Here is a 21594-nt window from a genome sequence, read left to right as displayed (position 1 = left end):
TATACTTAAGTCGGGACGATATAACAAAGGACAAGGCAGAAAGAGCAATCATGCTAGAAATTAAAGACATTCACACCTATTACGGAAATATTCACGCTCTCAAAGGAGTATCGCTAACTGTCTCGCAGGGAGAAGTTGTGACATTAATCGGTAGCAACGGGGCGGGGAAAACTACCACTCTCCGCACGATTCAAGGGCTGCTGCGCCCGCGCCAAGGTACTGTACTGTTTGAGGGAAAGCCTTTGGAGTCGCTTTCTACAGAGGCGATCGTCCGTTTGGGCATTTCTCAAAGCCCGGAAGGGCGACTGATTTTTGGGCGCATGACGGTACAAGAAAACCTGGAAATGGGTGCTTATCTCCGCAACGATACCCTCGGTATCAAGTCTGATATGGAAAAAGTTTTAAATTTATTTCCGCGTTTGCGAGAAAGAATTAGTCAAAAAGGGGGAACTCTCAGCGGGGGGGAACAGCAAATGCTGTCGATCGCCCGTGCTTTGATGTCGCGCCCCCGTTTGTTATTATTGGATGAGCCGAGTATGGGCTTGGCTCCGATGTTGGTGAGTCAAATTTTTGCGATCGTCCGCGATATTAATGCTGAAGGAACTACTATTTTATTGGTAGAACAAAACGCCCGGATGGCTTTAAGTGTAGCTCACCGCGGCTATGTCATTCAAACTGGTGAGGTTGTAGTTGCCGGTACTGCTAGCGATTTGCAGTCAAATGAAACTGTTCGCAAGGCGTATTTAGGGGAAAGTTAAATATGGCAATTGGGCGGAGCGAAGCAGAGGGATTGGGCGAGCGCGAAGCGGAGGGATTGGGCCTTGGTAATCGGCTATTAGGTCGTCTCCGCTTAGGCAATGATAATTCTGTGTTATTTTGACAATACAATAGCAGCATTTTGAAGTTGATTTGGGAGTAATAAACTATGTCTGTGATGACCGAGGCTCTTGAGCGAATCAGTATTTACTGTGAGCTAAGCGAGCCAGATAGACCCAGAGAAGAAATTGAAAAAAAACTCAATTTTTTTCCATTTCAGCTATCTGATGAAGCCTATGAATTTTATCAGTGGGCAGGCGCACCTGTAGGTATGAGGTGGCCAGATGATGACGATTGTTCATACAGTAGTTCGACATATTGCTGTGCGCTGGAGAGATTTTTTGAACCCGCAGATGACTTAATTCATTTCCTGTCTCTTGAGGAGGCAAAAGGATATTATTCTCCATCTTTTCACGATCCAAAGTATCTTCAATTTGTTTCCTATGAAAATGGTTGTCTATTCATTTCTGGTTCGGAAACAAAGGTTGAAAACTCACCTGTGCTAGAAATAGAAGAATGTGACCCTTCTTTATGGTTTCCTAGTTTAACCAACATGATGTTAGCGATCGCTGAATCTTTAGAAACAGTTGGAACTATATGGCCAGCACCAAGCATTGAAGATTATGGAACCAATAAATACCATGAAAAAATTCAAAAACAGTGGCAAGTAATGAAAGCAATAGCTCAAAAGTACGGCTCCCCTACAGGGATGATTCTTAACAACTAATTCTCTTGATTCAACAGTGTTAATATCGTTTCTAAAAAATCTTGCAACAATCATTAGTATTGGGCGAGATGCAGCGGAGGGTTTTCACGAATCCTATTTGTCAGGTGCGTCGCTATTAGATTGTGGTTTTTTCTGGGAAATTTAATAGTTGCGACGCACCCTACAGCTAATAACCAATAACCAATAACCAACAACCAACAACCAACAACCAATTCCCAATTCCCAATTCCCAATTCCCCATTACCCTATTTGCGATCGCAACTTCCCCGTTTTTAATTCAGTTTCAAACGCCATCCGTACCTTTTCCCACTCTGTTTCGGCTTCCAAAAGCCGATCGCGCGCCGTCCTCGCATCAAAAACCTGTTCCCCTCCAGACTCAACTGCCATGCGGCCCATATACTCCAACTCCTTGCAAACTTCCGAAAAAGACACCGCTCCTAAATTAGCGCTGCTCGACTTCAGCGTGTGAGAAGCCAGCTTCAAACTATCAGCATCGCCGAGAAAAATAGCCTCTTTAATTGTTTCTAACTGCTGCGGTGCATCTAACAAATATATCTTAATCAACTCCCCCAAAAAATCCGGGTCTTCATCATCGTCTAACTCGCGGAGACTTTGCAAAACATGAAAATCGATCGGCGAATTTGCTGCAGGTTGAACGATCGAGTGTCCAGCAGCCACACTGTCAACTTGCTCAGTAATCTGTGGATTTTTTAGTTCAGCAACGGCATCCAATTCATCCCGCTGCAGTGGTTGGCATTTGCCCAGGGCGATCGCCAACTCTTCCCGGCGCACCGGCTTAGTAATATAATCGTCCATACCCGCTTCCAGACACTTTTCGCGATCGCCCTGCATCGCATTAGCCGTCATCGCAATAATTCTCGGCTTCCGATTAGCAGGCCAATCCTGACAAAGGCGGCGCGTCGCTTCCAACCCGTCCATCTCCGGCATCTGCACATCCATCAGCACAACATCGTAAGATTGCCGCTTGCAAGCCTCCAAAACCTCCAGCCCATTAGCCGCAATATCTGCCCGATATCCTATCCTGTCGAGCAAATGCGTAGCTACTTTTTGATTCACCACATTATCCTCCGCCAGCAAAATCCGAATCTGAGTAGAATTAGCTCCATCCTGTGCGACAGAATTGCTAGCCACCTGCCTCAAAACCGCAGGTGTCCGCTGCACGCGGTGCTGTTCTTGAGAATTTTCAAAATACTTCAATCCCGAAGTCAAAGTCGCCACATTTGAAACTTCTCCCCTACTACTTCTGCCGGCAACATATCCAAAAACTTGCAGCAACACATTATAAAACTGCGACTGTTTTAGAGGCTTAGTTAAAAAAGCCGAAAAATGTACTTCTGTAGTTTCAAGCTTTTTCCAGACTTCCGCCTTGCTCAAATAAGTAAACAGCACCAAAGGTAGCGGAACTTTGCGAGGGCTTGTAACAATGACATTCGGATTTAGCCCCTCGCCGCCAGACAAATTGCTCAGCTCCAAGGAACGAATCTTCACAGCCAAAGCCACGCCATCCATATCTGGTAGATTCATCGCCAAAATAGCCAAATCTAGCGCCGAGTTTTCTTGGATAATTTTCACAGCCTCAGCACCCGAACTTGCAGCTACGGGTATCATTCCCCAAGCCTCAGCTTGCCGGATCAAAACTTGCCGGTTAATGGCATGATTTTCGACAATCAACAAATGCTTGCCCACCGCAAATTCCGGCAGTTTTTTTGACTCTCGACTTTCATTAGCTTCTGCTGTCACCGTGAAATAAAAAATTGAACCGGAACCCGATACCGACGGTGGATAAAATCCAGCAGGCGGAATTCCTGCGGTACTTTGTCCGATCGCCGAAACAGCAGATTGAGACTTAGAACTTGCCGGACAAACTTGACTGACAACCCACATTTTACCACCCATCATATCGCTCAAACGCTGGCTGATAGCCAGTCCCAGACCTGTTCCGCCGTACTGTCGAGTTGTGGAAGCATCCACCTGCGAAAAAGCTTTAAATAGGCGATCGATCCGGTCTGGTGGAATGCCAATGCCCGTATCTTGGACAGCAAATTGAATCTCGTACTGTCTGTTACTTGGCAACTTTTCCTCCTTAGTTGCTAGCGGTTTCAGAGCTAAAATATTGGTTATTTCCGGCAAAACTTTAGCAGCTACAGGCTCGATTTGCCGAGCGGTACAAGAAACGACAATTTCTCCAGATTCTGTAAATTTGACTGCATTTCCTAGCAGATTTACCAAGATTTGGCGCAGCCGTGTGACATCTCCTAAAATGTTTTTTGGAACAGAATCGTCAATAAAGTAAGCCAGCTCTAAACCTTTTTCTGACGCTCTCGGAGCCAGCAATTCCAGAGATTCTTCTATGCAGTTTTGCAGGTCGAAGGGGCTACTTTCCAAATCCATTTTACCCGATTCAATCTTGGAAAAGTCGAGAATATCGTTAATAATAGTCAGCAAAGCATCGCCGCTGGTGCGAATTGTCTCTACAAAATCCCGCTGTTCTGTAGTTAGTTCCATATCCAGCAGCAAACCGGTCATCCCGATGACCGCATTCATCGGAGTGCGGATTTCGTGACTCATCGTAGCTAAAAACTCGCTCTTAGCTCTGTTAGCAACTTCGGCCGCTTGTCGCGCTTGCTCCAAAGCTTCATTTTGCTCTACTAACTGTTGCTGTCGGTGAACTTCCTTTTCTAAAAGTTGGGCTTGGGCTAAGGTAATTCCGACTTGAGCGGCAACATCTTCTAACAGTTCAATTTCGTCGGGAGTCCACTGGCGAGTTGCATCGCACTGGTGCAAAGTAATAATGCCATTCGGTTCGCCTTGATAGGAAGTGCGAACCGCCAACATAGATTTTAAGCCGATGCGGCGGCACATGGGCACGGAAGATTCGAGCAAAGGATCGGCAAACACATCGGGAGATGCTAGGGCTATATCTTCAGCGAGCAGTTTTTCTGTGTAGGGGTTGTAAGTGACAGAAAGTTCTAAATCTAAAGCTGATGCGTGACCTGGTTCGAGGTATTCTGCGACGCAAGGAAGGTGCGGATAAGGTTGGGAAAGGTAGGTGTGAATTGTACAGCGATTGACACCGAATACGCGCCCGATTTGGGTGGCGGTAGTCTGAAAAATTTCTTGAGTATCTAAGGTCGATCGCACTTTTTGAGTGATTTGTTTGAAGAGTAAAACGCACTGGTACTGACGCTGCAAAGTGTGCTCGCGTTCTTCGCGGGCAATTTCCGCGCCGATATAATTGCCCATCAATTTTAACATTTCAAAATTTAGCGGTTTTAAAGGTGGTTTAGCAGAGCTCGAAGTAAAGCTCAAAGTGCCAAAAATTCGCCCTTCCACTATTACCTGCGTGCCGACAAAAGCCTCCAACCTGCGGACGGCGTAAGCCGGGTGGTTCTTCCACTGAGTAGTGCCGGCGGATTCGATAGAAATAGGTTCGTTCGATCGCAAAACCTCTCGTTCAAAAGTTCTACTCAAAGCAAAACCATCTCCTTTGGCAAATCCGAAGGGGAAATTTGACGGTACATAGGCTGCGATGACTTCGTAGCGATCGCCCAAAACCCTGCCCAACAGCCCGATATCCATCCCAAACTGACTGCAACCCATTGCCAGCAACTGAGCAGTGCGTTCCTCAAAGGAGCCTGACGAGCTCACCATTACCTCGTAGAGCGATCGAATTGCTCGCTGGCTTTCCCGCAATTCCTCAACGCCTTCGACGCGGCTGCAGACATCGTGCAAAGTTCCTAAAATTCCCGCTATTTCACCCTGGGAATTCAGCCGGACTTGAGCAAATATTTCTACCGAAATAAAGCCAGATTCAGGATGAATGTCTAATTCATTTTTCACCGAGTCCGAATTGTACTTAAATCGCAGTTCTCTCCGACAAAATTCCGATTTTCCAGACAGCAAAGACTCTAATAGATTTTCACACTGCGGGCGTTCATCTGGATGAACCCAATCTAAAAAATTAGTGTGCAAACTTTCGGAAACCGAAAAACCAGTAATTTCAGTCCAAGCGCGGTTGAGAAACGTCCAAACTCCCGCCGCATCCATCTGAAAAATTACTGTTGCTTTCAAAGAATCAAAGACTTGGAATCGATCGGGATCTGCGCCTTTGAGTTCTAACTGCTTGTTTGGAGTAATATCTGTATGAGTTCCGACCAAGCGCAGCGGTTTGCCTGCAGCGCTCCGCAAAACTTGACCCCGGTTCAGCACCCAGATAGTGCTGCCGTCTTTGCAGTACATCCGATATTCTGCTGCAAAATCCGCTGTCTTTTGTGCGAAGTGTTCTTCTAAGGCTGCCTTTACTCCGTTAATGTCATCTCGGTGGATGCGACTCCACCATTCCGATCGGCGATTCGAGATTTCCCCTGCTTTGTAGCCGAGCATTTCTTGCCACCGCACGGAATAAAAAAACTCATCTGTTTCGAGATTCCAATCCCAAATCCCCTGATTGTTGACAGTAGCGGGGAGATTTGGGGGCTCGGCGAAACTGTTTTCTGCAATTTCAACTTCCTGGTAGCGATTTACTGCCGGAAGCTGTATTTGGGCGGCGAGTTTTTTGTATTGCGCGTTGCTAGATTCTAGTTGTCGCTGCAAAGCGATCAAGCTAGAATGCAGAGATTTTGAATCTAGCGCTTGTAAAAGGATAGTTTTAGGATTGACAATCCCGATCGGGTGATTGCTTTCGTTAATGACTAATAATGGTAACTGGTAGTAGTATTTTTGCAGCAGGGCGACGGCTGCTTCTAGGGTAGATTGCGATCGTACCAGCGGCGGCGAGCTGTTGCAAATCGCTCCCGCTTTAATTTTGTTCGAGTCTCTTCCCAACGCCTGCAACTGCACGATGTCCCGCGAACTTACGACCCCAACGAGTTTGTGCAGGTTGGGATTTGTAAATTTGGAATTTGTAGCACCAGTCGAGTTTGGTTCTGGGGTTTCAGTAATTAATACATAGCTAACATTGTGTCGGAACATCAGTTGCGCCAGATAGCGAACTGAAGAACTAGCAGGAGCGTGAATAATTCGTCCTGCTGCGATTTGAGGAATTTGATAAAGTTTAATTAAACTCGCCGGCAGCTCTAATTTCGGTTGTGAACTTGGCAGCGGCGGTGGGAAAGCGAAGGTCACGGGTGGCGGATCGCTGCTTGCTTTTTGTGGCGATTTCCCCAGTTCTTGCAACAGTTCTACCAAGCTTTGAGAGCTAATTAAACCGACAAGTTCTTCAGCGTCGCTGACGACGGGTAAATGACCAATCTGATATTTTTCCAGCAGATTTACTAAGGCAAAAAAGTCGGTAATTTCCGATTCTCTGGCTACAGTCACGGTTCTGATCATGATTTGCTCGATCGCAAATCCCCTCAAAGCAGCGCCGATCGAATTTAGCTGTACCACATCTCGCGCCGTAAAAATCCCCAGCACCGTCTGCCCGCTCCCATAGGGAGCTTTTGCGCCGCCCTGATGCAGCCCGTTGCCGAAGGCCTTTACCGCACGCGGTAAGCCGTTGTAGAAACCCGACTGTTCCCGCAATCGTGGGGAATTCCCATTGCTGAGATTTTCCAGTTGAGAATGCTCGCGCGGCTCTACCACGAGGACGTAACTGGCTCCTGTGCTGCTCATCAGCTCGATCGCCTTTTCTACGGGCGTCTGAGGGGTGACGGTAAGGGGATTGCGGTTGATGACCTGACTGAGAGAAGGAATAAACATCAGCGGGCATAAGAGTGATATTTGTTAGAAAAACCCGATCGCGGGCAGCAGCTTGATTGAGAGGCTTTACCCGCGAGCTTTCCAAGCACGGTCAAACTTTCTGTATCATAAAATTCACCCCTACTTCCAGCATCTTGGCATTTAAAATTAATTCTGTGCCAAATCCTGACAATTGGCGGGTAATGACAAGTCAGAACCAATGCTATCTGCCACAGGGCGGACTTTTAACTGGCCGGCAATTCCTCGCCCAGCCTAACTACTGCGGGTTGACGAGCAAGAATTTCTGCGATTGTCTAGACTGCACCCTACTTTCTCGCCCTCAACGGAATTCTCGCTCAGATTCTGTTTGAGGCAAGATACTTATACACTACCAATTTACCAGCGGCCGCAGGCTTGTTACAAGATTGCCAATTAGTAGGTATATAAACTGTGCAATTAGGGGGTGGGAGAAGCCAGAGGGAGAGAACGGGAAAGGGGGAGCTTTGAATATATAGCCTTTCTCAAAAAGGTGAGGAGTTGAGATTTTAGATACTTCGGCTTTGCTGTACAAGTTTGAGATTTTAGATTGGGGGATTGAGAACTCGATCGATCAATACCTCATTTTGGGCTCGGACTGCTATAGATTTTAGATTAGGGAATTAGGGCATGGGGAAAATGAGGGATTGAGGGATTGAGGGATTGAGGGATTGAGGGAGCGATCGGTCAATCCCTCATTTTGGGCTCGAACTGCTATAAAACAAATAATGGCGATAATCACTGACTCTGTTATTATAGCAAATATTAATAATTGCTATAAATTCTCAATTATTAGAATTTTTTATTTTAAATTACCGTCTACTGCACCGATGTAGCGATCGCACCCTGCAGCAGTACCCGATATTTTAATTGCGACGGCGTTTTGAGCAAAAATTGCGATCGGGCTGGACAACTCAAGGATCGGGGCGATTAAAATGCCTATAACTAAACTTATAATTGTGGTTTTTGATAACACTTGAATGCTGACGTTGGACGTTGGACGTTTGAACAAAGCGAGCGGGGACAGCACTAACAACTAATGACTAATGACTAATGACTAATGACTAATGACTAATGACTAATGACTGATGACTTCAACCGACGCTGAAGTTCCCCCGCCGCCGTAGCAATTACGACCGCCAAAATCGGGTGCAGTGGCTCGCTGTAGCGAACTTCTGCATAAGTAAGCGCATGAATCAAAGTAAAATAGCCACAAACTGCCAACAGTGGCAAAAACTCCCTCCAGCGATGCCGCAAAACTATCATGCCCAAAATAGCAAATACAGGCAAATTTCGCGACGCTAAAATGCCGATAATCCGTTGTGGCGAAAACAATGTCCGCATTGCCTTAATCTTAAACAAAGTGTGATAAGGCCAGTCACTTATAGGGTTTCCAAACCAGAAAAAAACTGCCTTTTGCAAACAATACCAGAGATAGACAGCCGGCTCGCGGAGTATTGAAGCGATCGCCCGTTTGGTAAAATAGCGATCGCCCTCAATTGTAAAAGCATTGTGTCCTCCATTCCGAGCCGGATTGAGTTCTTCCTGCCAAATCTGAACAATATTGCGTTTTGGTAGTTGTTCGTAGGCTAAATGATAAAACTCTGGACTTCCTTGCCACAGCGCACCTATAGAAACGCTGTAAATCAAAAAAGTCTTGTGAGTTCGATAATTGTGGTAAGTCCAAGGTGTAGTAATGATAATAATTGCGCCCAAATAAGCAACAAAACAAGCAATCTTGCGCTTTAAAGACCATTGAGGCGGCATCAATAGTGGCACAATTAATGGAAACAACATCGCTGTCGGTCGGCAAAGATTTGTAATTGCCAACAGCGCACCTGCTAATGAAAATTTTTGCCACTGCGGCTGTTCCAATGCCCGTAGCAAGCCCAGCACTGTTAAAAGCATTAAAGGTGTGTATAAAATCTCCGTTTGCACCCGGCTGACATGAAGAATCAGGGCAGGATTCAGCGCTATTAATCCAGCCGCGACTAAAGAACTTTGAGGGCCAGTAAAACGCCGTGCCAGGATAAAAGTTAGCGGTATAGTTATCGCCCCTAAAAAAGCTTGTACGTATACTACAGATGCGGGAGAACGACCAAAAATTGCATAGCATCCAGCCACAAAAAATGGATAAACAGGTGTCCGGCTCGGTCGCTAAAAAAAATGACCCTTCAGCAACCAGTAGGCCAAACCCTCATAGCCCGGTTCGTCGCCTCTGAGACGGGCGATGGTATCGGGGAGAGTTTGGTTGGTGTGCCACGCAAAATAAAGCCGGAATGCTAATCCTAGCAGCGTCAGACAAATCAGCGCCAAGATAATTATGCGGTGATTTCTTTGCTGCTGGGCTTCGGAGATATCTGGTGTCATAAGAACAGACTGCGAAGATTTGATTGGCTCTCAATTTTTTAGGTTGGGAATGTCAAAAATTATATCGTTTCAGCTTTTATTTTTTTCGAGAATTGATGTTTTTTTTCACGAAGTGTATCTAATGTGAGAGAGTTTCAGGGGACGATCGCATCTTCTGACTCGCCAGTCGGGGTTTGGGCGATTCCCTACGGGATAGCTTCGCACGCGCGTACTTTCGGGTTGTAGGAGCGATCGCAGGGGCATTTGTTACAAATCAGAACTAACAGTGACAGTAACAGCGATCGAACTTACCGCCAAACAAACGAAAACTCAACCCGGATTCACAGACTTGAGGGACTTAAACTTCATGGCTTCTATTGATAAAATAATCAAGAGCTAATTGCGACAATGATTCTAATCCCTAACTGTCAACTGGCTAGTTTTTTTAAACAATTTTTAAGCATATTTATTGAAAAATTTCTTATTAACGAGTACGGTAAATAACTGAACTTAGTATTGAAATCTTTATTCTTAGGTACTTTCAGAGATACATCACATAAAAAAATAATTACCTCAGCCAATTTAGTTAATTTTAAGTAGCAATAGGCTGTACAATCTGCTTCGACTAGATGAATTAAAGCAAAGTTGTGGCAAAATAAAAATGGGGCTAACTACGGAAATTACACGTACCAAAATGCCAAGGGCGCGACTTTAACAGGAACTCGGGCTTATTTGTTGAAGGCATTGCCGACAAATTAAATTAGTTGAGACAGAGGCAAATATCTAAAAAATATCTGCCTCTATCTGCGTGCATCTGCGATTTAAAAATTTCTTAAATTCTGTCTGCTCTTGGATTGATAACAAGAAAATTGGATCGCGCGTGCGGAATGCGAGTCCGTAATCCAAGAGCGGACTGCAGTTTGCACGCGCGATCCTTTTTTGTGATGGTAATCCAGCGGACAGGATCTTAAATCCTGCAATGTCTCCAATAAAATTCTACCAATCAAGACGGTAAACTGTGTTTGTGATTCAACCAACCTGTCACCAATGCTAGTAAAAACATTCCTAACAATGCAAATCCTAGCAACAACTTACCGCCTTCGAGAACGCCTGCTCCCAGAGCTACTAATGGAGGTTTTGCCACAACAATACTCAGCGTCAGAGTAGTGATAAATCTCCGCCATTTCATTTGAGTTAATCCGACACCGTAGCAAACAAAGTCAAACAGCCCAGTCATCAGTAAAGCCGTTACTAAAAAGATATTACTTTCTAGGTAATTCTGATTAATAGAATCTACTTTATCCATGAACTTTTCCCCGACAATTTTTTGCACGAGGTGGCGTCCGTAGCGTTTGGCAATGTAGAAATTAATGGTACAGGCGATCGCATCAGCAATGGCGATCGCGATTAAACCCTGGGTAAACCCAAACAATGCACCTGCTAGCAGCGAATAACCGGTACCTGGTAGGGCAGGAATCACAATGCTTACCATTCGCAGCAACATCACCACCAACGGTGCCCAAATTCCAAACTGACTGATGTTAGCTCTAATTTGCTCGATCCCGTAGTGGTTGATTAGGACGATCGCACCCACAACCAGCAAAGCCGTCAGGCTAAACTGAAGCCATTTAATCCAACGGTTTTTCATGGTTGAGACTCCAACTTTAATAAAATTACCATTCTTAAATCTCTCAATCCCTCCCATCTAAAATCTAAAATTGACTGACTACTCACATTTTTGAAAAAGGTTATAAATAATTCCCTTCATCGTTTTGATTTAGAATACAAGATTAACGGAATGCAGCACAAATCCTCAGTTACAACTATTGTTTCTGGAGGATAGTAAAGTTCCTCAAACAAAATCCATCCTGTTTTTTGCTGAATATACGCATGGGTACTCAGCCCTAGCTTTTTTGCTGTCGCAGCCATCTCTCGATAGTCAAGCATTAAGCGATCGCAAAGTTCTCGCTGTCGCAATCCTTCCATCTCATCCATATTAATTCATCGCCCATTATTACAAAAATTATCGCAGATTTTGTGAAATTAATTTATTTCTTGTTATTAACTGCCTCAAATACCGAAAAAACAGATAAGTAGAATAAAACTTGAATTAATACGCGATTGTTAAAACTGTCGGTCGAGGATTTCCCTCGCATACCGCCTACTTTCCCGGATGGTCGGGGGACTTCGAGCCGATTCTGGTTTCTCCCTTTTTTTTAGCTTGTCATTACCGACACTTTCATTTTTAGTTTGCCGACTAGCCCGCCTTCGCTTCAAACAAACGGCGAGGGAGCATTGGGTTAAAACAAACTAAAACAACCAGAAACTGGGTTGGTTAAAACCGATTTTGGCTATTAGTCAGAGAAGTGATTCAAACCCTCTTTTTATGGCGCAAGTCCACTGATAGTAAACGGGGAAATCTGATTTTCAGATAAATCTATAATTGCTTTCAAAAATGTCAAAAATGCGAAGTTAACGGGAAATTAAGACAATGTATTGAGGGCGGGAGCGATCGATCCCTCTTCTTCCAGCCTCGCCATCAGTCGCGTCACCGTGATCCGCGTAATCCCCAGGGCTTCGGAAATCTCTTGGTGAGTCAATCTCAAATCAATTAACAGCCCTTGTGCGACTTCCCGACCAAATTTTTTTCCCAACCAAACCAATAGTTGCAGCAATCTATCCCGCAGAGATTCGGTGCGAAGTATGCAGAAAAATTCTTGAGTTTGCTGAAGGTGGGCAAAAATTTCATCTAAGGAGCGATCGTACAAATTGGTCGGAATGTAGCTAATTTCTACATGAGTCTTGCACTCAATTTGATAAGGTTGCACGCCACAGAGCGGCTCACCGATCGCGTCTCCAACTCCCCAATCTCCCAGCGTGATTGCTGTCCCCTGCTCGCTCCAAGTCACGGTTCGGACAGCTCCCCGTTCTATTCGCAACAAGCCTTGAGACGGCACCGGCACTAACTGACGGTGGGTGAAAGTCTGGTGTCTTAAACTAGCGTACAAGCCTGGAGTGTAGGTGGAAAGAGTCATGGGATTCACCGTTACTTTTACTTTGAATAGTATTTGCAGCTTAAATTAATTCAATACTTCGGACAGTTTTTTAAAGTTTCTGTAAGCTTTACAGTGCAAGCCTTCGCATTTTTAATCTTTTTTTCAAACTTAAGGCTAAACTTAAACTTTTAAAAAATAGTCCGCACTATAGCCAGCATGGGTTTCAGATACTCGATCCTGCCTAAAACTGTCCGAAGTATTGTTAATTAATAATATTTATTAACTATTTGGTAGCTGATGCCAAAAATTAAAGAAACCGGGTTTCTCGACAAAAACCTAGGCTTTCTGCGCCATACCCTGACCAGAAACCGGGTTTCTCGCCCTTGCGAGTGCGTCAGGGTTTGGATTTGGGGGAATTCGGCGGCGATGCGGGAAAGGTCGATCGACACATTTGCTGTTCGGGGACACACATATAAAGAGAGCTAGAACCAAATCATCTGCATTACCAGGCAGATCCTGGTAATGAGCAAATTTTTATTACTTACTTAAATACAAAAGTATGTGACTAATATCACATATTTATATGTTTGCTATCACATTAAGACTTGTTAACAATTTGTTACATTTATTTACATAAAGCAACAAAGGAAAAACAAATGACTTCACGCAATTTGATGGTTGACGACCAAGGCCTCATGAACAACTTCGCGATCGAGCCTAAGATGTATGTAGACACTAACGTCAGCACCGGATTTACCAAATATGCTGAAAAAGTTAACGGACGTTTTGCAATGATTGGCTTTGTTTCGCTTCTGGCGATCGAAGTTTTGACAGGACAAGGCTTTCTTAGCTTGCTCAAAGATGCTTTAGGCTAGGACGATCCGTTAGATAGATTTAATAAAATCTCCGTTTAATAGCTCATAATAAAAAATGTTTGTAGTAAGGACTGAAGTCCTAACTGCAAACGATTTTTTTTGTTTCAAATATGTTTGCTGTCGCCGCTTGGGGCTAATTAAAATAAATCTTATGTCCGATCGCGCGATCGGACATAAGATTAAAACTATAGCCTTTTTCAGAAAGATGAGGTACTATGTGGCATGGGGCATAGGGCATAGGGCATACCTCACTTTTTTGATAACCGCTGTAATCAGAGCCATACAAATTTTTAGACAAACAATCTAGGTCTAAAGGTAGATGATAATTGTCAAGAATTAAGCTTACAATTTCCATACTTATACAATTTTTATATAAACAAAACAGGTGCATCAATAAGGCAATAAATTAGACGAGCAGCCCAACTCGTGAAGCAATTTTAAACATCGAGGGATTTCTCTAGAGTACCTAAGTCTTATAAGGAGCATAAAATGTTAGATATTGATGAAATGAGCTCAAAAGAAATACAAGAGCTTTTGCAGAAAGTAGGGCACGGACACCTCGGCTGTGTATTTGAAGGGCATCCATACGTTGTCCCAATGCACTATTATCTCCAAGATTCCGACATATACATTTTCACAACTGTCGGGATGAAAACTAAGTATATGGACGGAAATCCAGAAGTCTGCTTGCAAGTTGAAGAAGTCCGCGATTCGGAACACTGGCGCAGCGTTGTCGTCAACGGGCGAGCAGAACGCCTCACCCAGCAGCCAGACATCGATCGCGCGATGCAATTGGTCAAAGAACACAACCCCACACTTTCACCCGCCATCAATCGCACTTGGATTGACTCTTGGGGGCGTGCGGAGGTAATAGCAATCTACCGCATTTACCCCAGCGAAATGAGCGGGCGTACGACGCAGGGAATCAGCAGTCGGTAAGCTTGGAGACATCTGGGTTGAGTAGAGAAAATAGGACTCACTTGAAACCGGGTTTTTTACGAAAATACTTAATTAAGACCTTCAATCTCGCTAAAAAACCCGGTTTCTGAGTGTCGGAGTGCGTCCAAAACTGAAATTACTAAAAAGTCCTCCGGGGGGAAAACCCTGCGCCAGCGGAAAATAGTGCAAAATATTTTCTCAAACAGCTTTGCTTGCCAAAAACTCTCTCATGTACCGATTCACTAACTGCGGCTGTTCCTGCTGTACCCAGTGGCTGCAATTAGGAATGTACTGAATCTGAAAATCCCGGACGTAATCTTCAGTCCCGTAAGTTAACTCTTTGCCGAGGGCGCTATCGTTTTCTCCCCAAATCATCAGCGTCGGAACTTGCAGCACATCCCAATTCTGGCGATCGACCAATCCGCTAGCAATGTTGCGGTAATAATTGATAGTAGCAGTCAGAGCGCCCGGTTTAGCCGCCGCATCTTTGTAAGCTTGGATGTCAGAGGGGGTAAAGCTGCTTTTGTCAACTGCCATGCCTTCAAAAGCAAGGGCGATCGCCCGATAGTCACCCAACCGAATTAAGAACTCCGGCAAAACCGGCAACTGAAACAAAAAAACGTACCAACTTTTTCGCAATTGTTGGGGAGTTCGCAGCCCTTCCGCAAACTTGGCCGGATGCGGTAAATTCATCACAATTAATTTATCGACCATCTCTGGATAAGCATAGGCAAAATTCCAGGCGATCGCTCCTCCCCAGTCGTGACCGACTAAAACGCAACTTTCGTATCCCAAACCCTGAATAATTCCCTTGACATCTTGCACAAACTCTGCCATCACGTAGGCAGATTTATCCTTCGGTTTGTCGCTGTCATTGTAACCTCTAAGATCCACAGCGACAACTTGATAATCTGATGCAAATTCCGGGATTTGATGGCGCCAAGAATACCAAAATTCGGGAAATCCGTGCAGCATCAGCATCAGCGGCCCGGAACCTTGAGTGACACAATGAAGCTTGATGCTATTTGTCGCAATAAATTCGTGTTTCCAAGATTCTTTCAGCACAGGCATATTTGATAGTTCCTCTAGCTAGAGATAGATTTTAGCAGTTAAATAAGTTGAGATTTCAGATTAAAGAATTGAACAATTCAAAATGACCGATCGCCCTTCGTGATTTGGTGATTCCTGTGTGGGACAGGTGTCGGGCCCGTTTCCCGAAAGGATTGCAATTTCAGTCAAAATATTAGTATAATGTTACTTCCGTTTCGACAACTGTCAAGCCAAAAATAACTTATTTTCGATCTGGCGAAAATCCAGATTATCAAATTTTTGACAATTTTTGAGGATGCAAGTTAAATAATTCATAGTTTGCGAGTACACTAGAAATTGAAGGAGTTCATACCATGTCTGGCGATCGCCTGCAACACATTGTTAACCGCTTGACAGATCAGCTCAAGCGCGACGTATTAGTTGAAAAATGCCTATACGACATTCGAGAAGTTTTGCAGAGCGATCGCGCGGTGCTGTATTATTTTTACAGGCAGTGGCAAGGTCAAGTGACTTGCGAGATGTTGAGTGCGATCGAATTCTCAATCTTAGGCTCAACCGGGCCTGACGAGTGTTTTAACGGCGACTACGCTGCTTTGTACGAAGCCGGCAGAGTTAGAGCAATTGCAGATATTGAAGTAGAACCAATTCACGAATGCCACCGAGATTTTCTGCGTAGCCTGAAAGTTCGGGCCAATTTAGTCGTGCCAATTTTAACTAAAAAAGGGCTGTGGGGGCTGTTAGTTGCTCATCAATGCAGCGGGCCCCGCACTTGGTTGCGATCGGACATTGAATTCATGCAGAAACAAGCGCAAAATATAGCAATGTCTCCCACAATTCAAGATAGTTAATTTTTCATCCAAAATCCCGCTTTGTGACAGTTGGGGTGAATTGTCTGTGCAATGGAAAATTACCAACTGTCCCAAAATATGGTGTTCTATTGTTAGGCAGAGGTTTGTAGCGACTCATAGGGCTGGATGAGAATCTCAGCGGGAATTCCTAACTCTTGATTCAGCTTCCGAATCATTTCCAGAGTCAACGAGCGTTTGCGAGATAATATCTCAGAAACTTTAACTCGACTGCCAATACATGGTTCCAAATCGCTACCCGACCATCCGCGGGCGTCCATGTAGTATTGAATAGCTGCAATTGGATCCGGGATTTCGATCGGAAAGTGTGCCTTCTCGTAAGCTTCTACTAGGGTACTGAGCACATCTAGGCGATCGGACTCAGGTGTATTAGGAGCTGCATTAAACAGCAACTCAACCTCTCGAAGGGTTGCCTGATAGTCAGTTTGGGTTCTAATTGGACGTATTTCCATATATCAATTTGTGTTTAGATTGTTTCTGCATCTACCTTGTCATACTCGGCATGAGTGCCAATAAAGCGGATAAAAATAATGCCGATGTCATAACGAATGGCAACAATCAGCCGATAGGAATTGCCTTTGATGTTAAACACAACACGATTGTTTGCAATGATGCGGGCATTACGATGAGCGGACTTAACATCGACTGGACTCTGCCAATCGGCGTGAGACGCTTCGTAGTACCAAGTTTTTAGTGCTTCTGAGGCATCTGGATGAGTTTACCAGAAGTTTCGCAAGGTGCTGCGGGACAAAATACGCATAGAACTTTGTGACTGGAACTCCCGAAACACAAGACAATTGAAATATGAGTTCTGCCATTCTCATGGGGCAAAGAATAACGTGCTATCTCATCATTTTATCACAGAATTTTTGTCTCTAGGAATAGTTGGCGGCAAGGAGTTTTCGGATGCTGGGGGAGCGAAACCCAAGAATGATATCTTGAGGAGACACGCCATGTTGAATCAGTTCTCGATCGATGTAGATTTCGGTACTGTTGTGTTGAATCCAGATTTTATTTTCGATGATATCGAGCTGCATGGCACAGCCATAGATGCGATATTCGTCGCGCCATTCGTTGTGCATGACGAGGTATCGATCGCGGGCGAAATCGAATATTAGCTGAGCATTTGCGTCATTTTTAGAAAAGTCTTCGAGAAAGTCACAAACAATTTTGCGGTATTGGTTTAGTCTATCCATTGGTCGATCGCCTCACGAGTTGGATTGTAAATAATTAGTCGGATTTCATAACGTTCGACGACAGTTTTTGCGGGTTCAAATCTGAGAAACATTTGATAGGTATCGGTGGGCACTGCCAGATTAGCCCTGTCTGGCGTGTGTGCTGAGTTTGGTTTTTAGTGCCGAAAATGCTTGAAATATCGTAGTTTGTAGGGTGTGCACTGCGCACCGGTTGACTTTGATACCCATTGAAATACGTACTGGTTTGCTTTTTAATACTTTTTGACGCACCCTACAAGATTAGCCGGTGCGCATTGCGCACCCTACAAAATACTAATCCCAGCACAGCGTCGATGTTTTATCCTTAATCATCTTGGCATCACACTTTGGGCAAGGATGTGTACTAGGCCAGGGATAGAACCGCGATCCCCGACATTGACGACAAATACTCGGATAATGATAGTTAGGATCGCCAGTCGGGCCATCTTTGCCATCGCGATCAATCACAACGTCAACTACTGCTTTACAATCTTCACAGGTCATTGTTCTAACAACAGTGATCATTCCAAAGCCCAGACCACCAGAAACCTCTTTTGCTATGTACCCACAACCAGGACATACAAAGTTATATAGTTGACCCATTGTTTTCCTTGATGAAGTTTGGCTAATTTGTACCAGTATACCTCTGTCCCAAAGCCGATCGGATTGCAGAGCAGAACTCTCTGACGACTAAGCAGACTAACTTGTAATAGTATTTTAATTGTAGGGTGCGTCAGGTGAGTTTCTTTAACAACTATTTAAGGTTTAAATATCTGACGCACCTTACTAATTAGGAGAATTGCGTAATTCCTGTTAGTATTAACTAACAGCTACAGCACTCCCCAAAGGATGCTGCTGCAAAACCGCTTGCAAATACTTCCCAGTATAAGACCTCTGATTTGCCGCCACATCCTCCGGCGTCCCCGCCACAATAATCTCGCCGCCCTTATCTCCCCCTTCTGGCCCCAAATCGATCGCCCAATCGCAGCACCGAATCACATCCAAATTGTGTTCGATTACCAAAATTGAATTACCCTTATCCACCAATCTTTGCAGCACATTTAACAAATGGTGAACATCATAAAACGACAAACCAGTCGTCGGTTCATCAATCAAATAAAGCGTCTTCCCAGTAGCGCGGCGCGACAGTTCCGTTGCCAATTTCACCCGCTGCGCTTCGCCCCCAGAAAGAGTCGGTGCAGGCTGTCCCAACTGAATATAACCCAAACCCACATCCACCAAAGTTTGCAATCTGACACCAGCCCTAGGAATATTTTTAAACATTTCCCAGGCTTCCTCCACTGTCATGTTCAAAACATCAGAAATTGACTTGCCTTTATACTTCACTTGCAGCGTTTCCCGGTTGTAGCGCGCACCTTTACAAACCTCGCACTGCACGTAAACATCGGGCAGAAAATTCATCGAAATTACGTTTACTCCTTGGCCGCCGCAAGCTTCACACCTTCCTCCTTTTACGTTAAAAGAAAACTGCCCAGCTTTGTAACCTCTTGCCTTTGCTTCAATGCTTTCGGCAAACAAATCCCGAATCACATCAAAAACTCCGGTGTAAGTAGCGGGATTGGAACGCGGAGTGCGGCCGATGGGAGATTGATCGATGACAATTACCTTATCAACCACATCCTGCAGAGACCGTTCGCCCTTCGTTTTGAGAGCTTCCATATCGGGCGGCAAAGGAACTTTTTTGGTGAGATAGTGTTGCAGCGACGGGTACAGCAATTCATTGATTAAGGTGGATTTTCCAGAACCGGAAACGCCTGTAACGCAGACGAGTTTACCCAGCGGAATTTCCACATCAATATTTTTTAAATTGTTGCGCGTCGCATTTTTGATTGAGAGAGCTTTACCATTGCCTTTTCTCCTTTCATTGGGAGTTTCAATTACTCGTTTTCCCGACAAATAAGCACCGGTTAAAGATTCCTCGGCAGCCAGCAAGTTTTCTAAACTTCCTTGCGAGATAATTTTGCCGCCGTGAACGCCTGCGCCTGGGCCGATATCGACAATGTGGTCGGCCGATCGCATGGTTTCTTCATCGTGTTCTACTACAATCAAAGTATTGCCTAAATCCCGCAACTTTGTTAAGGTTTGCAGCAGCTTAAAGTTGTCTCTTTGGTGCAGTCCGATGCTGGGTTCGTCCAAAACGTAGAGGACACCGGTCAAGCCGGAACCGATTTGAGTGGCGAGGCGAATTCGCTGGGCTTCGCCGCCGGAAAGCGTCATTGCTGGACGGTCTAATGTCAGATAATCTAATCCGACATCGAGCAAAAATTGCAGCCTTGCTTTGATTTCTCTCAGGGCTAAGTCGGATATTTGAAATTGCCGATCGCTCAATCCCAAATTCTCGACTCTCTCTCGACAGTCGCGAATCGAAATACTGGTCAAATCGACAATGCGGTACTGTCCCAGCCGCACCGCCAGCGCCTCTGCTTTCAAGCGTTTGCCGCGACAAACCTCGCAAGGGCGATCGACTCGATACTGTTCCAGTTTCTGCTTAATTAAATCAGAACCAGTATCGTCGTACTGGCGCTGCAACATGGAAATTACACCTTTAAAATCTCTCCGCAAATCATTGACGCTGGTGTCTCGCTTTTTACCTTCTGCGGTTTGTTTAAACTCGTTTCCATACAAAATCACCTGTTGGTGTTGTGGCTTCAATCGGAACCAAGGAGTGTCGATATCAAAGCCGCAAGCATCAGCAACACTGCACAACAAAGAGAGATAATAGGAGTTGTCTTTGTCTGACCAAGGGGCGATCGCGCAATAAACAGGTGCTTTCTCGTCAGGAATGACCAACTCCGGCGCAAAAGTCCGCAAATTCCCCAAACCGTGGCAGTTTTGGCAAGCGCCGTAGGGCGAATTAAACGAAAACAATCGGGGCGAAAGTTCTTCCATCACCGCGCCGTGTTCGGGACAAGCAAAGTTTTCGGAAAATACGATCGGCCCGTTGGGTTCGGAATTTTCATCAGTCGGTAACTCTTCAACGATCGCAATTCCCTCAGAATGTCGCAGACAAGTTGTTAGAGAGTCAACTAAACGTTCTTCTAAACCGGCTTTTTTAACTAACCTGTCAACAACTATCTCGATGTTGTGCGTATGATTTTTATCTAATTCGATATTTTCTGACAGTTCTAAAATTTCTCCGTTAACTTTGACTCGAATAAATCCTTCGGAAGCTAAACTAGACAGTAATTTGCGGTGAGTGCCTTTTTTTCCGCGTACCACGGGTGCCAGAAGGTGAAAGCGAGTGCCGTCGGGAAGTGCCATAACTCGATCGCACATTTCATCAATTGTCTGCGGCGCAATGCAGCGATCGCAAATCGGACAGTGCGGTTCGCCAGCTCTGCCGTAGAGCAATCTGAGATAATCGTAAATTTCTGTAACAGTGCCGACAGTCGATCGCGGGTTGTGAGAAGTTGACTTTTGGTCGATCGAAATAGCCGGACTCAACCCCTCGATCGCGTCCACATCCGGTTTGTCCAACTGTCCCAAAAACTGGCGCGCGTAGGCGCTGAGAGACTCAACGTAGCGGCGCTGTCCCTCTGCAAAAATTGTATCGAAAGCCAGGGAAGACTTACCGGAACCGGAGACACCAGTAAACACGATCAGTCGATCGCGCGGCAGTTCCAAATCGATATTCTTCAGGTTGTGCTGTCTCGCACCCCGAATCTGAATCGTATTTTGGCTGTTGGAGTTCAAAGTCGTCACATGATGTCCGTTGTGGGATGCACTTGACTGACTGGGTGAGGTTTCGGCGCGTTGGGACATGAGAGTAGTGCAAAACAGTGCTTAACCATCTTAGCGCTGCCTTTGGAATAGATAGCATCCAAACTCAAGAATATCAAAGAATCGTCAAATAGTTGACAGTTGACAGTTGAGGGTTCAGTTTTAACGCCCGCTGCTGTTTGCACAGTAGACTGCATAATGTTTACTTCCCCTGCATTGAGATTAACATCAAAGAATCTTTAAATAAGTTTCCGTCGGCCCGTCGGGCAAAACCTTCAAAATTTG

General features: G+C 44.9%; 17 protein-coding genes and 2 pseudogenes. 5 read left to right on the top strand and 14 right to left on the bottom strand.

The window, feature by feature from the left end:
- The first annotated feature begins 50 nt into the window (after positions 1–50).
- The gene (locus QT998_RS20520) at positions 51–758 is read left to right on the top strand and encodes an ABC transporter ATP-binding protein (RefSeq protein WP_333091755.1); all 708 of its coding nucleotides are present in this window, start codon (positions 51–53) and stop codon (positions 756–758) included.
- A 167-nt stretch (positions 759–925) separates the two neighbouring features.
- Positions 926–1543: a hypothetical protein gene (locus QT998_RS20515; RefSeq protein WP_333091756.1), complete on the top strand. Its 618-nt coding sequence runs from the start codon at positions 926–928 to the stop codon at positions 1541–1543.
- Between the two features lie 240 nt (positions 1544–1783).
- On the opposite strand, the gene QT998_RS20510 is transcribed toward QT998_RS20515, so the two are convergent.
- From QT998_RS20510 to QT998_RS20480, 7 genes and pseudogenes are all read right to left on the bottom strand, one after another.
- Positions 1784–7264 (bottom strand): response regulator, encoded by a 5481-nt coding sequence (locus QT998_RS20510; RefSeq protein ID WP_333117368.1) that lies wholly within the window; start codon positions 7262–7264, stop codon positions 1784–1786.
- Positions 7265–8081: 817 nt separating this feature from the next.
- Positions 8082–8309: a hypothetical protein gene (locus tag QT998_RS20505; protein ID WP_333091759.1), complete on the bottom strand. Its 228-nt coding sequence runs from the start codon at positions 8307–8309 to the stop codon at positions 8082–8084.
- 41 nt (positions 8310–8350) lie between these two features.
- A pseudogene (locus QT998_RS20500) lies at positions 8351–9415 on the bottom strand (ArnT family glycosyltransferase); the annotation flags it as partial.
- A 21-nt stretch (positions 9416–9436) separates the two neighbouring features.
- Entirely contained in the window at positions 9437–9649 is a 213-nt protein-coding gene (locus QT998_RS20495; RefSeq protein ID WP_333117371.1) for a hypothetical protein, read from the bottom strand.
- A gap of 982 nt (positions 9650–10631) precedes the next feature.
- Entirely contained in the window at positions 10632–11276 is a 645-nt protein-coding gene (locus tag QT998_RS20490; RefSeq protein WP_333091762.1) for a TVP38/TMEM64 family protein, read from the bottom strand.
- Positions 11277–11392: 116 nt separating this feature from the next.
- The gene (locus tag QT998_RS20485) at positions 11393–11623 is read right to left on the bottom strand and encodes a hypothetical protein (RefSeq protein WP_333117373.1); all 231 of its coding nucleotides are present in this window, start codon (positions 11621–11623) and stop codon (positions 11393–11395) included.
- Positions 11624–12111: 488 nt separating this feature from the next.
- Positions 12112–12663 carry a Crp/Fnr family transcriptional regulator gene (locus QT998_RS20480; RefSeq protein WP_333117374.1) on the bottom strand — a complete coding sequence of 184 codons (552 nt, stop codon included), beginning with the start codon at positions 12661–12663 and terminating at the stop codon, positions 12112–12114.
- Between the two features lie 617 nt (positions 12664–13280).
- On the opposite strand from QT998_RS20480, the gene QT998_RS20475 reads away from it, so the two are divergent.
- Both QT998_RS20475 and QT998_RS20470 read left to right on the top strand, forming a co-directional pair.
- Positions 13281–13499, top strand: a complete 219-nt coding sequence (locus QT998_RS20475) for a chlorophyll a/b-binding protein (protein WP_194011728.1) — start codon at positions 13281–13283, stop codon at positions 13497–13499.
- Positions 13500–13988: 489 nt separating this feature from the next.
- A complete protein-coding gene (locus tag QT998_RS20470; RefSeq protein ID WP_333117378.1) occupies positions 13989–14438 on the top strand; it encodes a pyridoxamine 5'-phosphate oxidase family protein in 450 nt (149 codons plus the stop codon).
- A gap of 198 nt (positions 14439–14636) precedes the next feature.
- Here the strand turns inward: QT998_RS20470 and QT998_RS20465 are convergent, their stop codons facing one another.
- Positions 14637–15509, bottom strand: a complete 873-nt coding sequence (locus QT998_RS20465; protein WP_333117379.1) for an alpha/beta fold hydrolase — start codon at positions 15507–15509, stop codon at positions 14637–14639.
- Positions 15510–15841: 332 nt separating this feature from the next.
- Here QT998_RS20465 and QT998_RS20460 point away from each other — a divergent pair, with 332 nt between their 5' ends.
- Positions 15842–16336, top strand: a complete 495-nt coding sequence (locus QT998_RS20460) for a GAF domain-containing protein (RefSeq protein WP_333117381.1) — start codon at positions 15842–15844, stop codon at positions 16334–16336.
- Positions 16337–16428: 92 nt separating this feature from the next.
- Here the strand turns inward: QT998_RS20460 and QT998_RS20455 are convergent, their stop codons facing one another.
- The 6 genes and pseudogenes from QT998_RS20455 to QT998_RS20430 form a co-directional block, all read right to left on the bottom strand.
- Positions 16429–16806, bottom strand: a complete 378-nt coding sequence (locus QT998_RS20455) for a helix-turn-helix domain-containing protein (protein WP_333117383.1) — start codon at positions 16804–16806, stop codon at positions 16429–16431.
- Between the two features lie 14 nt (positions 16807–16820).
- Positions 16821–17045, bottom strand: a pseudogene (locus tag QT998_RS20450) (type II toxin-antitoxin system HigB family toxin); the annotation flags it as partial.
- 184 nt (positions 17046–17229) lie between these two features.
- Positions 17230–17550, bottom strand: coding sequence for a XisI protein (locus QT998_RS20445; RefSeq protein WP_333117384.1), 321 nt, complete (start codon positions 17548–17550; stop codon positions 17230–17232).
- On the bottom strand, positions 17538–17663 hold the full coding sequence (locus QT998_RS20440) for a hypothetical protein (RefSeq protein ID WP_333091774.1): 126 nt from the start codon (positions 17661–17663) through the stop codon (positions 17538–17540). Before QT998_RS20440 ends, QT998_RS20445 begins: the two co-directional genes overlap by 13 nt.
- A gap of 724 nt (positions 17664–18387) precedes the next feature.
- Positions 18388–21351 (bottom strand): excinuclease ABC subunit UvrA, encoded by a 2964-nt coding sequence (gene uvrA, locus QT998_RS20435; protein ID WP_333117386.1) that lies wholly within the window; start codon positions 21349–21351, stop codon positions 18388–18390.
- Positions 21288–21506 (bottom strand): hypothetical protein, encoded by a 219-nt coding sequence (locus QT998_RS20430; protein WP_333091778.1) that lies wholly within the window; start codon positions 21504–21506, stop codon positions 21288–21290. Before QT998_RS20430 ends, uvrA begins: the two co-directional genes overlap by 64 nt.
- Positions 21507–21594: the final 88 nt, after the last annotated feature.

This window comes from Microcoleus sp. S1D4, from assembly GCF_036700765.1.
Classification (GTDB): Bacteria; Cyanobacteriota; Cyanobacteriia; order Cyanobacteriales; family Microcoleaceae; genus Microcoleus.
The sequence above is the reverse complement of the archived record's forward strand: the minus strand, read 5'-3'. Positions and strand labels throughout refer to the sequence as shown.

Coding starts and splice junctions, on each gene's coding strand:
- QT998_RS20520 (WP_333091755.1), top strand. CDS start 51: ATGCTAGAAATTAAAGACATTCACACCTATTACGGAAATATTCACGCT.
- QT998_RS20515 (WP_333091756.1), top strand. CDS start 926: ATGTCTGTGATGACCGAGGCTCTTGAGCGAATCAGTATTTACTGTGAG.
- QT998_RS20510 (WP_333117368.1), bottom strand. CDS start 7,264: ATGTTTATTCCTTCTCTCAGTCAGGTCATCAACCGCAATCCCCTTACC.
- QT998_RS20495 (WP_333117371.1), bottom strand. CDS start 9,649: ATGACACCAGATATCTCCGAAGCCCAGCAGCAAAGAAATCACCGCATA.
- QT998_RS20490 (WP_333091762.1), bottom strand. CDS start 11,276: ATGAAAAACCGTTGGATTAAATGGCTTCAGTTTAGCCTGACGGCTTTG.
- QT998_RS20485 (WP_333117373.1), bottom strand. CDS start 11,623: ATGGATGAGATGGAAGGATTGCGACAGCGAGAACTTTGCGATCGCTTA.
- QT998_RS20480 (WP_333117374.1), bottom strand. CDS start 12,663: ATGACTCTTTCCACCTACACTCCAGGCTTGTACGCTAGTTTAAGACAC.
- QT998_RS20475 (WP_194011728.1), top strand. CDS start 13,281: ATGACTTCACGCAATTTGATGGTTGACGACCAAGGCCTCATGAACAAC.
- QT998_RS20470 (WP_333117378.1), top strand. CDS start 13,989: ATGTTAGATATTGATGAAATGAGCTCAAAAGAAATACAAGAGCTTTTG.
- QT998_RS20465 (WP_333117379.1), bottom strand. CDS start 15,509: ATGCCTGTGCTGAAAGAATCTTGGAAACACGAATTTATTGCGACAAAT.
- QT998_RS20460 (WP_333117381.1), top strand. CDS start 15,842: ATGTCTGGCGATCGCCTGCAACACATTGTTAACCGCTTGACAGATCAG.
- QT998_RS20455 (WP_333117383.1), bottom strand. CDS start 16,806: ATGGAAATACGTCCAATTAGAACCCAAACTGACTATCAGGCAACCCTT.
- QT998_RS20445 (WP_333117384.1), bottom strand. CDS start 17,550: ATGGATAGACTAAACCAATACCGCAAAATTGTTTGTGACTTTCTCGAA.
- uvrA (WP_333117386.1), bottom strand. CDS start 21,351: ATGTCCCAACGCGCCGAAACCTCACCCAGTCAGTCAAGTGCATCCCAC.
- QT998_RS20430 (WP_333091778.1), bottom strand. CDS start 21,506: ATGCAGTCTACTGTGCAAACAGCAGCGGGCGTTAAAACTGAACCCTCA.